The following is a 13,677-nucleotide window of genomic DNA, read 5'->3' as shown; positions in this document are numbered from 1 at the left end:
TTGAGGCCAGAATTGCCGCGAAATTATCTTTGGGATTCCCATGTTTGGAGAGTGCATCCATCAGTTTGTGACCGGGTATGGTCTGCCCCTCAGCCTTTTTTTGGCGGGATTGGCGGGCGGATTCACGCATTGCGCCCTGATGTGCTCACCCTTTGTTTTGGCTCAAAGTGGGTCCATTGAGCGTCGTGCTGGCGCGTTATCGAGGGTTCGAAACTCCTTGCTTCTGCCTTATCATTTTGGCCGTCTGACTACTTACGTATTCCTTGCGGTTCTTTTCAGCAGCGTTCTTAACCTTGCCTTCCTCTTTCAACCCTTGCGGACCGTTCTGGTGGCGCCGATGCTCCTGCTGGCGGCCCTGATGTTTCTAGTCAGTGCTTTTCCTACGATTGCCAAGGCTTTTCCTTGGGTTGCGCGGGTACGTCTCTCCGTGCCCTTTCGCTGGATATCGCGATTTTATCAGCCCTTAGTGCGTGAGCGTGATGCGGCGTCCCGCTATGCTCTTGGGGTTTTGCTCGGTTTTATGCCCTGCGGTCTGGTTGTGTCCGCCTTGATGGCCTCTTCCACTGCACCGTCCGCTTTGCAAGCCGGGGTGGCCATGGCGGCTTTCGGGCTGGGAACGGTTCCGGCGCTTATCGCGGTGGCACTGGGCGGCAGTTTTTTGGAAAGTTTCAGGTTCCTGGGCACTGTCAAGGTGAAGCAGGGTTTTATGGTTTTTAGTGCTCTGTGGCTGGTTTTGCTGGCGGGCGCTTTTGTTTTTTAAAGGAAAAGGAATGGCAAGATGAGTGCACAGGCCGTCACAGAGCATCAAGAGTATAATTATCACGTCGTCCGGCTGTTTACGCTGGCCACGGTCTTCTGGGGGATCGTCGGGTTTCTCGTGGGTCTTCTTATCGCCCTGCAACTTGCCTTTCCCGATCTTAATTTTGAGCCTTACCTGACGTTCGGGCGCTTGCGGCCCGTGCATACTTCCGGGGTGATTTTTGCTTTCGGGGGGAACGCGCTGTTTGCCACCAGTTATTTTGTCGTGCAGCGTACCTGCCGGACAAGATTATGGAATGACGGGCTGGCGATGTTTACCTTCTGGGGGTATCAGCTTGTGATCGTCATGGCGGCTCTGGGTTATGTTCTCGGGGCTACGCAGGGAAAAGAATATGCCGAGCCGGAGTGGTTTGTCGATCTCTGGCTGACGATTGTCTGGGTGGCTTACCTGCTGGTTTATCTGGGCACGATCATGAAACGCAAAGAGCCGCACCTTTATGTGGCGAACTGGTTCTATCTTTCTTTCATCATCACGGTGGCTGTTCTGCACCTTGGAAACGGTTTGTCTATTCCGGTGTCGTGGACCGGTGCCAAAAGCTATACGGTTTTCTCCGGGGTTCAGAGCGCCATGATCCAGTGGTGGTATGGGCACAATGCTGTGGGATTTTTCCTGACTGCCGGGTTTTTGGGCATGATGTATTATTTCGTTCCCAAGCGGGCTGAGCGTCCGGTTTATTCCTATCGGCTTTCGATCCTGCATTTCTGGTCGCTTATTTTTATCTATATCTGGGCGGGACCACATCATCTTCATTACACGGCTTTGCCTGACTGGGCGCAGACTCTGGGCATGACGTTCTCGGTCATGCTGTGGATGCCGTCCTGGGGCGGGATGATTAACGGGGTGATGACGCTTTCAGGTGCCTGGCACAAGCTGCGCGAAGACCCTGTGCTGCGCTTCATGATTATCTCGCTGGCTTTTTACGGGATGAGTACTTTTGAAGGGCCGCTGATGTCGATCAAGTCGGTGAACTCGCTTTCCCACTACACAGACTGGACCATCGGTCACGTGCATTCCGGTGCGCTGGGCTGGGTCGGGTTTATCAGTTTCGGAGCGCTTTACTACATGGTTCCCATACTTTGGGGCCGCGAGAAGCTGTACTCTATGAAGCTGGTTAACCTGCATCTGTGGGTCGCCACAATCGGGATCGTGCTTTATATCGCCGCGATGTGGGTTTCCGGCATCATGCAAGGTCTGATGTGGCGGGACTACAATGACATGGGCTTCCTTGAATACTCGTTCGTCGAGTCCGTCATGGCCATGCATCCGTTCTATCTGATCCGGGCTTTGGGCGGTGCGCTGTACCTGATTGGCGCCCTGATCATGGCCTACAATTTCTATCGGACGATCAAGGGCGATGTCTGTGAAAAAGAATATAAAAACGACGGCGTATTAAAAGGAGCAGTCGCATGAGCTTTTTGAAAAAACACGAAAAACTGGAAAAAAATTCCATTTTGCTTCTTGTCTGTGTGGTCGTGGTCGTCCTGATCGGAGGGCTGGTGGAAATCATCCCCTTGTTCCGGATGGAGACGGTCATCGAGCCTGTGAAAGGTGTGCGGCCTTATACGCCGCTGGAACTGGCCGGGTATAATATCTATATCCGCGAGGGGTGTTATAATTGCCATTCGCAGCAAGTCCGGCCCTTGCGGGATGAGGTTGCCCGTTACGGACACTATTCTCTGGCGGCCGAGTCCATGTACGACCATCCCTTTCAGTGGGGATCGAAGCGGACCGGACCTGATCTTTCCCGTGTCGGCGGCAAGTATTCCGATGACTGGCATACCGCGCACCTTAAACGTCCTCGTGATGTTGTGCCTGAGTCGATCATGCCCTCTTACAGCTTCCTGCTCCGTACCGGTGCGAAGATCGACGATCTGGACCAGCATCTGAAAACGCTCAGGATTGTTGGCGTTCCCTACACGGACGAGATGATCGAGAACGCCGAGAAAGACGCCGTTGCCCAAGCGACCGGAGAGGCCAAGATGGATACGTCCGGCTTGACAGCCCGCTACGGCGAGAGCGTCAATGCACGGGATTTCGACGGGCAACCAAACCTTATTTCCGAGATGGACGCTCTGGTGGCCTATCTGCAGGTTCTCGGAACCATGGTTGATTTCAACGCTACCGAAGAGATTGAGGAGGCTGCGCCATGATGGACTGGTTTGCACAGAACGCCGGACTGATCGGACTTTTGTTTTTCTTTAGCTTCTTTGTGCTGATGGCGTTGTGGGTTTTCCGGCCCGGCTCGAAGAAAACTTATCAAGATTATGCAGGTATTCCCCTTAAGGAGAGCGATTATGAGTGACGCAAAAAAAGGGCACACTCCACCCAAAAAAGAGATCGACAGCGTTTCAGGAGTGGAGACGACGGGTCATGATTGGGACGGAATTAAAGAGTTAAATAATCCGGCGCCGCGCTGGTGGTTGTGGGTGTTTTATATCTGCGTGATCTGGTCGATCTGGTATTGGGTGGTTTATCCGGCCTGGCCGACTTTGAGCGGTGCGACCGAGGGCACTTACGGCTGGACCCAGTATAAGAAATTGGCTGCTGAGCAGCAGGAGATTGTGGACCGCCAGAAAGCCTATCTGGAGAAATTCGAGAAGGCTTCTTTCGACGAAATTTTCGAGGACGAGCAGCTTTATGCCTTTGCTATGGCCGGAGGTTCGGCTTTCTTCAAGGATAACTGTGCGACCTGTCACGGGACCGGCGGCATGGGCGGGAAGGGTTATCCCAACCTGAATGATGACGACTGGCTGTGGGGCGGGGATATCGAGTCTATCTATCAGACCATTCAGTTTGGTGTCCGGTCCAAGCATGATGATACACGTGTATCACAGATGCCTGCGTTCGGAGTCGAAGATCTGCTCAACAAAGAGGAGATCGAGAAAGTCGTCGATTATGTCCTGAGCCTTTCCGATCCTCAGAACGCGGCGGGTAAGGATTTCACAGAAGCCCAGGGGATTTTCGAGCAGAACTGCGCTTCCTGCCATGGCGAGGATGCAAAAGGATTGCGTGAATTTGGCGCCCCGAATCTGGTGGACTCGATCTGGCTTTATGGCGGTGACCGTGAATCCGTCTTCAATACGGTCTTCTATGCCCGCGCCGGAATGATGCCGAACTGGGTCGGGCGGCTTGATGAGAATACGATCAGGCAGCTTGCCGTCTATGTTCACGAGTTGGGCGGCGGGGAGACCGGAAAGACCGTACAAGCCGCACCTGTCGAAGTTCCTGAGGCTGTTCCGCAAGAAGAGCCTGTGGTTTCCGGACCGGAAAAGCAGGGTCAAAACGAGCTTGTGCCGCCGACCGTTCCGGTAGAAACTGAGGTTGCACCTTCCGAGGGGGCCGAAGTTAATCCGGTGAAAGCTATGGAGACTTTGCCTGCGGTCGACAACACAGAAACATCTGGTCATGACGGAGAATAACGAACAGCCCATCACGTTTTTTGCTAAGCAGGAACGGATTTACCCCAAGCGGGTTTGGGGACGGTATCGGAAGCTCAAATGGGTCGCGATGGTCGGAACGCTAGGGCTCTATTACCTGGCGCCCTTCCTACGCTGGGATCGGGGGCCGAATGCTCCGGATCAGGCCATACTGATCGATCTCTCTCATGGCCGCGCCTACTGGTTTTTTATCGAAATATGGCCGCAGGAAGTCTATTTTCTGACGGGTATCCTTATCCTTGCCGCGATTGCCCTGTTCTTTGTAACCAGCCTGTTCGGGCGGGTGTGGTGCGGGTATTTCTGTCCGCAGACGGTTTGGACGGATTTGTTTGTCTGGGTGGAGCGGATCGTTCAGGGCGACCGGAACAAGCGCAAGAAGCTGCAGGAAGGTCCGTGGAACTGGGAGAAAGTCTGGAAGCTTGCCGTGACACATTTTTGCTGGCTGGCGATTGCGTGGTGTACGGCGGGGTCGTTCGTTCTTTATTTCAATGATGCGCCGACACTGGTCTGGAGTTTCTTTGAATTTAATGTTTCTCCGACCGTTCTGGCCTTTATCGGCGGACTGACCTTCAGCACCTATCTGATGGCCGGGTTTGCGCGGGAGCAGGTGTGCATTTATATGTGTCCGTATGCGCGGTTCCAGTCGGCGATGTTTGACGATAATACCCTGATCATCGGCTATGACGAAGCGCGGGGCGAGAAGCGTGGCAAGCACAAGCAGGGCGATCCGTGGGACGGGCGCGGCCATTGTGTGGACTGTACGGCGTGCGTTCAGGTGTGTCCGATGGGAATCGATATCCGTGACGGGCTGCAGATGGAATGCATTGCTTGCGGGTTGTGCGTCGATGCGTGCAACAACATTATGGATAAAGTCGGTCTGCCGCGAGGGCTCGTCCGATACGATACGGAACGGCATATCAAATTAAGGGCGCAGGGGATTGAGGAGAAATTCAGGATCATCCGTCCGCGCACGATTTATTACTCCATCATTCTGGCCGTTGTGGGCGGTATCATGCTTTACGGGCTGATTATGCGGGCGCCTCTGGAGCTGCATGTTCTGCACGACCGCAATCCCTTATTCGTTCAGTTGTCGGACGGGACGATCCGTAACGGATATACGCTGAAGATTCTCAACAAGACGCACGATGACAAAAACTTCAAGGTTAGTGTTTCCGGCCTGGAGCAGACGCAAATTGAGGTCAAGGGTGCAGGGGAGTTAAGTGCTGTTTCTTTGCCCGTTCAAGCGGATAGTGTCGGCGACTATCATCTCTTCGTCAGCGCCCCTGTCAAGCCGGGGGAAGCCCGTCCGGTTGTGTTTACCTTGACGGATATCGAAACAGGAGTGCAGGATGCCTATGAGAGCGTCTTTATCAGCGAGAGACCCTGAGGTTTATTCCATGAAGCCGGAGACCGGACCGAGGCCGAGCGATAAATGGATTCCCTGGTATTTTGTTCTGTTTTTTGCGGTATTCATCATTTTAGATTCCATTTTTGTTTATATCGCCATCACTACGCAAACCGGAGTTGTGACCGACAAGGCCTATGAGAAGGGGTTGGCTTACGATAGTTTGTTGGAAGAAAGCCGTTTGCAGAAGGAATTGGGCGTTCAGCATGAGGTTTCCTATGATGCGCCTTTGCTGAAACTTTCATTAAAGGATAGGGACGGACACCCCATTGAGGCGGCCAAAGTGACCGCAAAAATGATCCGGCCTGTGCAGGCAGGGTATGATTTCGAACTTATTTTGACGCCCATAGACAGCGGCGTCTATGCTGCCGAACTCCATGCGCCCCTGTCTGGCGTATGGACTGCGAAGATGGAGGCACAATGGGACGGGCAGTCGTATCGGACAACGTATCGGTTTGTCACGAAGTAAATTCTACGATGAACGGCGATCCTCTCTCCGGTTATGAGTCGCTGGTGCGACTGACACCCGAGGGTTCGTATTCACTTGATGTTATCGTGAGCGGTGTTCACTGCGCGGGATGCATCCAGAAAATCGAATCTTCGCTTTCCGCGCTGCCGGATATCGAGGGGGCGCGGCTGAATTTTTCCACGCGGCGTTTGAATATACGCTGGCGCGGCCCCGCGCAGCGTGGGAATGAGCTGGTTGCGCTGGTCAATACACTCGGTTACGAGGTTCGGCCCTTTGATGCCCGCGCCCATCTGGAGGAGACAGAGGAGGAGAAGTCTCTTCTGATCTGCCTTGGTGTTGCCGGTTTTGCGATGGGCAATATCATGCTGCTGTCTTCTGCGCTCTGGACGACTGATAACGAGACGATGGGGCTGGTGACCCGTGATTTTATGCATTGGGTTTCGGCGCTTATTGCCATTCCCGCCGTGATATTTTCCGGTCGGCCCTTTTTTCGCTCTGCGTTCAAGGCCTTATCCCATGGGCATACCAATATGGATGTGCCGATTTCGGTCGGGGTCATTCTGGCCTGTGTGATGAGCGTCTTTGAAGTTCTGCGCCATGCCGAGCATGTTTATTTCGACTCAGCGGTGATGCTTTTGTTTTTCCTTCTGATCGGGCGGTATCTCGATTTCCGGGCGCGGCGTCATGCGCGGAGCGCGGCGACCGACCTGATGTCCACCCTTTCGGGTTTTGCGCGTGTGGTTGAAAGCGGGCAAACGCGCAATGTGCCTATTCGGGATTTAAAGGAAGACATGGTGGTTCTGGTTTCCGCCGGGGAAAAATTTCCGGTCGACGGGGTGGTGCTTGACGGCGCTGCGGAGGTCGATACGTCGCTGGTGACCGGGGAGACCTTGCCGCGTCTTGTTCCTGTTGGCGGGGATGTTTATGCAGGGACAATGAATCTCTCCGGCCCGGTGACGTTACGTGTCGCTAAAGCCGCCGAAGATTCTTTGCTTTCCGATATCGTGCGGCTGATGGAAAAGGCGGAGCAGGGGCAGGCGCATTATGTGCGTCTGGCGGACCGGGTGGCCAAGATGTATACGCCCATCGTGCATATTCTGGCTGCTTCGGCTTTCCTGTTGTGGTGGGCGGTGATCGGCATTGCCTGGCAGGAAGCGCTAATGATTGCCGTGACCGTTTTGATTATCACTTGTCCCTGTGCTTTGGGTCTTGCCGTTCCTGTCGTGCAGGTGCTGGCGACCAGCCGTTTGATGAAAGCTCATGTTATGGTTAAGTCGGGCGATGCGTTGGAGCGGCTGGCAAAGGCGGATACGGTTATTTTTGATAAGACGGGCACTTTAACCTTGGGGCATCCCAAGCTGGAGAAGGAGGCCGCGCCGGAGGATATGAAGCTGGCGGCTTCCCTGGCGTCTCACAGCCGTCATCCGCTCTCACTAGCTTTGGTGGAGGCTTATGAGGGAAGGCTTTTAAAATTTTCGGATGTGCAGGAGCATCCGGGGGAGGGGCTTTCGGCGGTTTATGAGGCCAAGAGCATCAAGATCGGTAGCCGGAAATGGTGTGGCCCGGTGGACGCTCCTGCCGCCAAGGGGCCGGAGTTGTGGCTGGCGGTTGAGGGACGAGTGCCCGTTGTTTTTTCTTTCAGCGACCGTTTACGCGAGGATGCGCGGCACACGATCCAGAATTTAAAGGACGATGGCCTGAGGGTTGTTCTCTTGTCCGGAGACCGGAGTGATGTGGCTCTTGATATCGCGCAGCAGGCGGGGATCGGGGCCGAGGATGTTTTTGCCGAGCGTACACCGCCGCAAAAGTTTGACATTCTAGAGGGGTATAAAAAAGGCGGACATAAGGTTCTGATGGTCGGGGACGGGCTAAACGATGCTCCTGTCCTCGCTGGCGCGGATGTCTCTATGGCGCCGGGAACAGCCGTGGATATGGCGCAAAGCGCCGCTGATATTGTGTTTATGGGACAAAATCTTGGCCCCGTTTGCGAAACTCGCCGTGTAGCTGCTTTTTCCCAGAAGCTTGTTAAGGAAAATTTTGTTCTGGCCATGATTTATAATGCGATTGCGATCCCGCTGGGGTTTGCCGGGATGGTGACGCCGATGGTGGCGGCGCTGGCCATGTCCGGTTCTTCGATCGTTGTCATTGCCAATTCGTTCAGGCTGCGGGGACGGATATGAGCGTTCTGATGTATCTGATTCCTATTGCCCTTCTTCTGGGGCTGATCTGGCTTGGGGCGTTTATCTGGAGCATCAAGAGCGGGCAATATGATGATCTTGAGGGTGCAGCCATCCGTATCCTGATGGATGACGATGGCGGGCCTCAAAAGATGCCTGAAAAAAATTCTGTGAAATCTGAAAAACAATAGATTTTTTGACGAAAATCAATTCCTTACCACGCCTTTTCGATCATATTTCCGGCAAGGTTAGAAACAGCCTTTGATCAGAAAAGGATAATGGTTATGTTTAATAAAGCTCTTGCTCTCAGTCTTGCTGCCGCCGTTTCGGTTGCCGCTTTCGCAACGCCTGTTTTTGCAAAGGATCTTGGCGGTCCGTGGTCCAAGGAACGGTTTCAGGTCCGTGTCCGTGCGATTGACGTCATTCCCGATGTGGATTCCAGTGTTAATATCGGGGGCGAAGTCGACGCCGATTATGCGATTACCCCTGAGGTTGATGTTTCCTACTTCTTTACACAGAATATCGCTGCTGAGCTGATCGCGGCAACTTCCAAGCATGATCTTGAATATACAGGGAATGTGGCGTTGGGCGATGCATGGGTTCTTCCTCCGACCCTTATGCTCCAATACCACTTTACCCCCGATAAGCAATTCAGCCCTTATGTCGGGGCCGGTGTGAATTATTCGGTCTTTTATTCTGAGGATGCGGCCACAGGATTTACCGATCTTAAGGTCGATAACGGCTTCGGGTATGGTTTGCAGGCCGGGGCGGATTTCTGGGTCAACGAGCATTGGGGCGTTAACCTAGATGTCAAGAAGCTTTGGCTCGATGTTGATGCCTCCCTGAACAACGGGGCTATTCAGGCCGATGTCGATATGGATCCGTGGATTGTCGGGGCCGGGGTTTCTTATCGGTTCTAGTCTGGTTTTTTTTAAAGTTACTTTATGAGCGGATTCCCTGTATGAGGGGGTCCGCTTTTTGATATTTTTTCTTGAGTGTTGGGTAATATGTTGTAATTTGTTAATATAGTTTCGGACTTTTATTATGTAATAATCAGTTGTTATGAATCCTGCTACCAAACATCACAAGATTCCTTCCGGCTTTCTAAAAAAGAACGTCATCATTCTGTTTCTTGGCCTTGTTTTTGTGCCGTACTTTTTATGGGGTGCAATGGATTATGTCATAACTCTTCGAAGAAAAAACGACGCCTTTAGTTATTTTCATAACAAAGACTATTCAACTGCGTATCGTGAGATCATGCCGTTTGCGATGAGCGGGGATAGTGAGGCTAGGTTTATCATAGGGTCTATGACAGCCTTTGGGGTCGGCACCAGCAGAGACAAAATGCTTGCAACGCAGTGGTTTTCCTGTGAAGGGATTTCTGGTTGCATCAAAGGCAGCAATGAATTCAGGGCTGGAAAGGGCTGTTTTTCAGGTGAGTGGGGGGATTTATCTTATGAAGATTGTATTCTCTGGCTAAAATTTTCTTCAGAGCTTGGATATAAGCCTGCCAGCGAGTTGCTTGAGGAATATCAGAAAAAGAAAGCTGCAGAATTTTCTTCGGATAAGAAGCCCCCGAAATGATTTTAAATTGAGGGAAATCTTTTCCTTAGTAGTGCCAAAATTAATGTTGCCGAAACTAGCCCCGTCCCGGCCAAGACCTGAAGGCTCACATTTTTTAGCCCGTGTGCCCGTCTTACGAAGTTCTCGCAATTATTAAACAGCAGGTGATAGTCGAATTCGTTTTCGGACAGCGCTTTGCGGACGGCTTCTTCCCTTTGTTTATTTGAGGGGTAGGAGATTCTGTATACTTTTTCGCCGTTGGCGAATTCATCATAGCTTTGATTGAGAGGGGTTTCGGTGTTTCTATGCACGGTTCTGACCGTATGGTTTCCGAACGAACATTCGTTGACGATAATCCCATAGTGTCGCCAGATTCCTAAGAGCGGAACATATATTACATCGCCCAGTTTGAGTTTGTTCCGTTTGGCGCGTTTTCTCTTGAGAGGGTTCAGTTTTTTCAGTTTCATATGTTGCCTATTATTTGCTACAATAGCATATATTCATATTACGCATATATGAGCTTTTATGCAAGCTGAAACGTCTTACCCGGCCATCGTCGGTAAATTGCTGGAAAATTTGAGGAAGAATCAGAACCTCAAGCAGCAGGAGCTTGCCCGTTTGCTCGGGTTGACTCAGTCGGCCTGGTCGCGGATCGAGCGGGGCCAGACCGGTTTGTCTATGGATTTGCTGGTGCGGGTTTGCGATGTTCTGGGAACCAGCCCGCATGAGCTCTTGGGCGATGCCGACAAGGCCCGGGCCGGATTGCTCGCGCAGGGGATCAAAGTCCATCCGCATATCATCGCTCGGCCCGAGCGGATGATGGCTATGCTGGGGCTGGCGGCACTCGGGATGCTGATTTTTGCGATTCTGGGGCGTAAGTCGTAGGTTCGTTGTTTATATGTTCTTGAAATTGCCTGTTTTGTGAGTAATAAACCCCAGTATGGAATTATTCAACAAACCCGAGAGACGGCGCAAGGTCAAGAGATCGCGGCCGGATAAGACCCTGATCGGCAAGTCTGAGTGGTGTGCGCTGCCTGACCTTGGTCTTCCTGCGGTGAAGGCGCGGGTGGATACAGGAGCGCGGACGTCCGCGCTTCATGCCTTTGATATCCGCGTTATAAAAAAGGGAGAACACAGGTTTGTCCGGTTCAAGATCAATCCCCTGCAGAATAACAGTGATCTTGTTTGTGATTGCGAGGCACCGTTGATCCAGAAGCGCGATGTTATCAGTTCCAACGGAGAGCGGGAAAAGCGTTGCGTGATCAGAACGACGCTGGTTTTTTCCGGCGTCACTTTTCCTGCCGAGATTACCCTGACGTCCCGCCACAAGATGCAGTTCCGGATGCTTCTGGGGCGTGAGGCGCTTAAAAAAGCACGGTTTATCGTCGATCCCTCCAAATCCTTGCTTCTGGGACGCATGACTGACGTTATTAAGCTTTACGAATGATCTTCTACAGAGAGAGAATTTTATGAGAATTGCCGTTCTTGCCAGCGATCCCGAGCTTTATTCCAACAAGCGTCTGATGGAGGCCGGGGAACAGCGCGGCCATAAGATGAGCTTCATCGCCATCAAAAATTGCTACATGGATATCACGGCGCGCAAACCGGAAATCCATTATCGCGGGGGGGAAATTCTGGAGCGGTTTGATGCGGTGATTCCCCGTATCCGTCCCTCAATGACGTTTTACGGCTGTGCCGTTTTGCGTCAGTTTGAACTGCAAGGCTCCTATTGCCTGAACGGGCCGATTTCGATTACGCGGGCTCAGGACAAGTTAAGAACGCTTCAGATGCTTTGCAGCGACAAGCATATCAACATTCCCAAAACGGGCTTTGCTAATTCGCCACTGGATACGAAAGACCTGATCAAAATGGTCGGCGGGGCGCCCGTCGTTATCAAGCTGCTGGAAGGGACACAGGGCAAGGGCGTGGTTTTGGCGGAAACCGAAAAAGCGGCGGAGAGTGTGATCAACGCGTTCAAGAGTCTTAAGGCGAATATTCTCGTGCAGGAATTTATCAAGGAATCCAAGGGTGTTGATTTGCGCTGTTTTGTGATCGGCGGAAAGGTTGTTGCCTCTATGGAACGGCGGGCCGCCAAGGGGGAGTTCCGCGCCAATATCCATCTGGGCGGATCGGGCCATAAGGTTGAGATTACCGCGCAGGAGCGCAGAATGGCGATCGAAGCGGCCAAACTCGTGGGATTGAAAGTCTGCGGGGTCGATATGATCCGTTCGCATGAAGGGCCGAAGGTACTGGAGGTCAATTCATCGCCGGGGTTGGAGGGCGTGGAGGGCACAACCAAGATTGATATTGCCGGATTGATGATTCAGCATATCGAGGACAATGTAGATATGCCAAAGGCAAAACCCAAAAAGAAAGCCAAAACGAAGAAAAAATAAGAAACGGGCTTTGGAAGGCACTATCTTTGATAGAAAAAAGCGGCAGAAGCCGCCTTTTTCGGTTTCGTTATTTTTCTTATACGATAGCGATACTGCCAGCGGCGATCATGTCTTCGGCGGAGCCGAGTCCGGTCGCTCCTGCCAGTGCTGCCACTATTTGCAAGCTTGCTTCCGTTCCCGTGCCGTCGGCGTCAACGCCGATGACCGTGTTGCCGTCCACTTCCAGAGTCAGGATGAAGTCGTTGATGGATTGGGTGAGGGGATCGAAAGCATCCAAATCGATCAGGTCGGCCAGAACGATCACATCTTGTCCGCTGGTGAAGTCGCCGATGATATCGGGACCGGAGGCGATGCTTTCCGCGTCGAAAAGGAAGGCATCGTTCCCGGCTTCGCCGAAGAGGATATCCCCGTCCGCGCCGCCATAGAGCAGGTCATTGCCGATCCCGCCGAAGAGGGCATCATTTCCGGAACCGCCGAACAAGGCATCGTCTCCGGCATCGCCGCCGAGGGCATCGTTGCCTTCTTCTCCGGCCAGAAGATCATTGCCCCAGCCGCCGGAAAGCCAATCGTGTCCTGTGCCGCCGAACAAGGCGTCATCGCCCGTTTCCCCCGCGAGCAGGTCGTTACCGCTTTCCCCTGCCAGCACGTCATTATCGGCGCCGCCGAAGAGGGCATCATCGCCGTTGCCGCCTGCGAGAAGGTCGTTGCCGAGTTCTCCGGCGAGAATGTCGTTTCCGTTTTCACCGAACAGGGCGTCGTGACCGGACTGGCCGTTCAGGACGTCATTGTAGTTTCCACCGAACAGGGCGTCGTTTCCGATACCGCCCAGAAGGAGGTCCGTTCCTTCGCCGCCTGCGAGAACATCGTCTCCGGCCTCGCCATCGAGAATATCATTACCTTGTTCTCCGGCCAGAAGATCGTTGCCGATCCCGCCTGCCAGAACGTCGTGGCCGTATCCCCCGAAAAGGGCGTCGTTTCCGGATTCTCCTGCGAGAAGATCATTACCGTTCCCTCCGGCCAGAAGGTCATCGCCCGTGCCGCCGAAAAGGGCGTCATCGCCATCTTCTCCAGCCAAAATGTCCTGTCCGGCATTTCCGGCCAGAACATCGTTGCCGCGTCCGCCAAAGAGAGCATCGTTACCGGAGCCGCCCACCAGAAGATCGTTTCCGGTTCCGCCGAAAAGGGCGTCATTGCCCCGCTTTCCGGCGAGGAAATCCTGTCCGCGGCCACTGACGAGAAGATCGCCGCCCGCGCCGCCGATGATGACATCGTCACCCCAGCCGGAGAAAATGGCATCATCGCCCGCGTAGCCTGAGATTATATCTGCGCCTGCCGTACCGAGGAGAAGCTCGTCCAGAAGACTTCCGAGAATGATTGCATTGGGTTTGTAGATAGACATTTCACGCACTC

At 53.1% G+C, this 13,677-nt stretch carries 14 protein-coding genes and 1 pseudogene; 13 read left to right on the top strand and 2 right to left on the bottom strand.

The window, feature by feature from the left end; all coding sequences use genetic code 11:
• The first annotated feature begins 40 nt into the window (after positions 1 to 40).
• The 11 genes from IPN28_01435 (at position 41) to IPN28_01385 (ending at position 9,892) form a co-directional block, all read left to right on the top strand.
• Positions 41 to 760, top strand: a complete 720-nt coding sequence (locus tag IPN28_01435; protein ID QQS57508.1) for a sulfite exporter TauE/SafE family protein — start codon at positions 41 to 43, stop codon at positions 758 to 760.
• An 18-nt stretch (positions 761 to 778) separates the two neighbouring features.
• A complete protein-coding gene (gene ccoN, locus IPN28_01430; GenBank protein ID QQS57507.1) occupies positions 779 to 2,230 on the top strand; it encodes a cytochrome-c oxidase, cbb3-type subunit I in 1,452 nt (483 codons plus the stop codon).
• On the top strand, positions 2,227 to 2,970 hold the full coding sequence (gene ccoO / locus IPN28_01425; protein QQS57506.1) for a cytochrome-c oxidase, cbb3-type subunit II: 744 nt from the start codon (positions 2,227 to 2,229) through the stop codon (positions 2,968 to 2,970). Before ccoN ends, ccoO begins: the two co-directional genes overlap by 4 nt.
• Positions 2,967 to 3,122, top strand: coding sequence for a cbb3-type cytochrome c oxidase subunit 3 (locus IPN28_01420; GenBank protein QQS57505.1), 156 nt, complete (start codon positions 2,967 to 2,969; stop codon positions 3,120 to 3,122). The genes ccoO and IPN28_01420 overlap by 4 nt, the downstream gene beginning before the upstream one ends.
• A complete protein-coding gene (gene ccoP / locus IPN28_01415; protein QQS57504.1) occupies positions 3,115 to 4,239 on the top strand; it encodes a cytochrome-c oxidase, cbb3-type subunit III in 1,125 nt (374 codons plus the stop codon). Before IPN28_01420 ends, ccoP begins: the two co-directional genes overlap by 8 nt.
• The gene (gene ccoG / locus IPN28_01410; GenBank protein ID QQS57503.1) at positions 4,226 to 5,644 is read left to right on the top strand and encodes a cytochrome c oxidase accessory protein CcoG; all 1,419 of its coding nucleotides are present in this window, start codon (positions 4,226 to 4,228) and stop codon (positions 5,642 to 5,644) included. Before ccoP ends, ccoG begins: the two co-directional genes overlap by 14 nt.
• 10 nt (positions 5,645 to 5,654) lie before the next feature.
• Complete coding sequence (locus tag IPN28_01405; protein QQS57502.1) at positions 5,655 to 6,131, top strand: FixH family protein; 477 nt, start codon at positions 5,655 to 5,657, stop codon at positions 6,129 to 6,131.
• Between the two features lie 8 nt (positions 6,132 to 6,139).
• Positions 6,140 to 8,311, top strand: a complete 2,172-nt coding sequence (gene cadA, locus IPN28_01400) for a cadmium-translocating P-type ATPase (GenBank protein QQS57501.1) — start codon at positions 6,140 to 6,142, stop codon at positions 8,309 to 8,311.
• Positions 8,308 to 8,499 carry a cbb3-type cytochrome oxidase assembly protein CcoS gene (gene ccoS, locus IPN28_01395; GenBank protein ID QQS57500.1) on the top strand — a complete coding sequence of 64 codons (192 nt, stop codon included), beginning with the start codon at positions 8,308 to 8,310 and terminating at the stop codon, positions 8,497 to 8,499. The genes cadA and ccoS overlap by 4 nt, the downstream gene beginning before the upstream one ends.
• A 93-nt stretch (positions 8,500 to 8,592) precedes the next feature.
• Positions 8,593 to 9,228, top strand: coding sequence for an OmpW family protein (locus IPN28_01390; protein QQS57499.1), 636 nt, complete (start codon positions 8,593 to 8,595; stop codon positions 9,226 to 9,228).
• A gap of 142 nt (positions 9,229 to 9,370) precedes the next feature.
• Positions 9,371 to 9,892, top strand: a complete 522-nt coding sequence (locus tag IPN28_01385) for a sel1 repeat family protein (GenBank protein ID QQS57498.1) — start codon at positions 9,371 to 9,373, stop codon at positions 9,890 to 9,892.
• A gap of 2 nt (positions 9,893 to 9,894) precedes the next feature.
• Here the strand turns inward: IPN28_01385 and IPN28_01380 are convergent, their stop codons facing one another.
• Positions 9,895 to 10,338: a hypothetical protein gene (locus IPN28_01380; GenBank protein QQS57497.1), complete on the bottom strand. Its 444-nt coding sequence runs from the start codon at positions 10,336 to 10,338 to the stop codon at positions 9,895 to 9,897.
• A gap of 58 nt (positions 10,339 to 10,396) precedes the next feature.
• On the opposite strand from IPN28_01380, the gene IPN28_01375 reads away from it, so the two are divergent.
• Together IPN28_01375 and rimK are read left to right on the top strand one after the other, a co-directional pair.
• On the top strand, positions 10,397 to 10,756 hold the full coding sequence (locus IPN28_01375) for a helix-turn-helix transcriptional regulator (GenBank protein ID QQS57496.1): 360 nt from the start codon (positions 10,397 to 10,399) through the stop codon (positions 10,754 to 10,756).
• Positions 10,757 to 10,811: 55 nt separating this feature from the next.
• A pseudogene (rimK, locus tag IPN28_01370) lies at positions 10,812 to 12,267 on the top strand (30S ribosomal protein S6--L-glutamate ligase).
• A 76-nt stretch (positions 12,268 to 12,343) separates the two neighbouring features.
• Here the strand turns inward: rimK and IPN28_01365 are convergent.
• Complete coding sequence (locus tag IPN28_01365) at positions 12,344 to 13,666, bottom strand: calcium-binding protein (GenBank protein ID QQS57495.1); 1,323 nt, start codon at positions 13,664 to 13,666, stop codon at positions 12,344 to 12,346.
• Positions 13,667 to 13,677: the final 11 nt, after the last annotated feature.

The organism is Alphaproteobacteria bacterium, assembly GCA_016699735.1.
Lineage (GTDB): Bacteria > Pseudomonadota > Alphaproteobacteria > Micavibrionales > Micavibrionaceae > JAGNKE01.
Note: the sequence above shows the minus strand (reverse complement) of the source record. Positions and strands in the feature narration are given on the sequence as shown.

Coding starts and splice junctions, on each gene's coding strand:
- ccoG (QQS57503.1), top strand. CDS start 4,226: ATGACGGAGAATAACGAACAGCCCATCACGTTTTTTGCTAAGCAGGAA.
- IPN28_01390 (QQS57499.1), top strand. CDS start 8,593: ATGTTTAATAAAGCTCTTGCTCTCAGTCTTGCTGCCGCCGTTTCGGTT.
- IPN28_01405 (QQS57502.1), top strand. CDS start 5,655: ATGAAGCCGGAGACCGGACCGAGGCCGAGCGATAAATGGATTCCCTGG.
- ccoO (QQS57506.1), top strand. CDS start 2,227: ATGAGCTTTTTGAAAAAACACGAAAAACTGGAAAAAAATTCCATTTTG.
- ccoP (QQS57504.1), top strand. CDS start 3,115: ATGAGTGACGCAAAAAAAGGGCACACTCCACCCAAAAAAGAGATCGAC.
- ccoN (QQS57507.1), top strand. CDS start 779: ATGAGTGCACAGGCCGTCACAGAGCATCAAGAGTATAATTATCACGTC.
- IPN28_01375 (QQS57496.1), top strand. CDS start 10,397: ATGCAAGCTGAAACGTCTTACCCGGCCATCGTCGGTAAATTGCTGGAA.
- IPN28_01380 (QQS57497.1), bottom strand. CDS start 10,338: ATGAAACTGAAAAAACTGAACCCTCTCAAGAGAAAACGCGCCAAACGG.
- IPN28_01385 (QQS57498.1), top strand. CDS start 9,371: ATGAATCCTGCTACCAAACATCACAAGATTCCTTCCGGCTTTCTAAAA.
- IPN28_01420 (QQS57505.1), top strand. CDS start 2,967: ATGATGGACTGGTTTGCACAGAACGCCGGACTGATCGGACTTTTGTTT.
- IPN28_01365 (QQS57495.1), bottom strand. CDS start 13,666: ATGTCTATCTACAAACCCAATGCAATCATTCTCGGAAGTCTTCTGGAC.
- IPN28_01435 (QQS57508.1), top strand. CDS start 41: ATGTTTGGAGAGTGCATCCATCAGTTTGTGACCGGGTATGGTCTGCCC.
- cadA (QQS57501.1), top strand. CDS start 6,140: ATGAACGGCGATCCTCTCTCCGGTTATGAGTCGCTGGTGCGACTGACA.
- ccoS (QQS57500.1), top strand. CDS start 8,308: ATGAGCGTTCTGATGTATCTGATTCCTATTGCCCTTCTTCTGGGGCTG.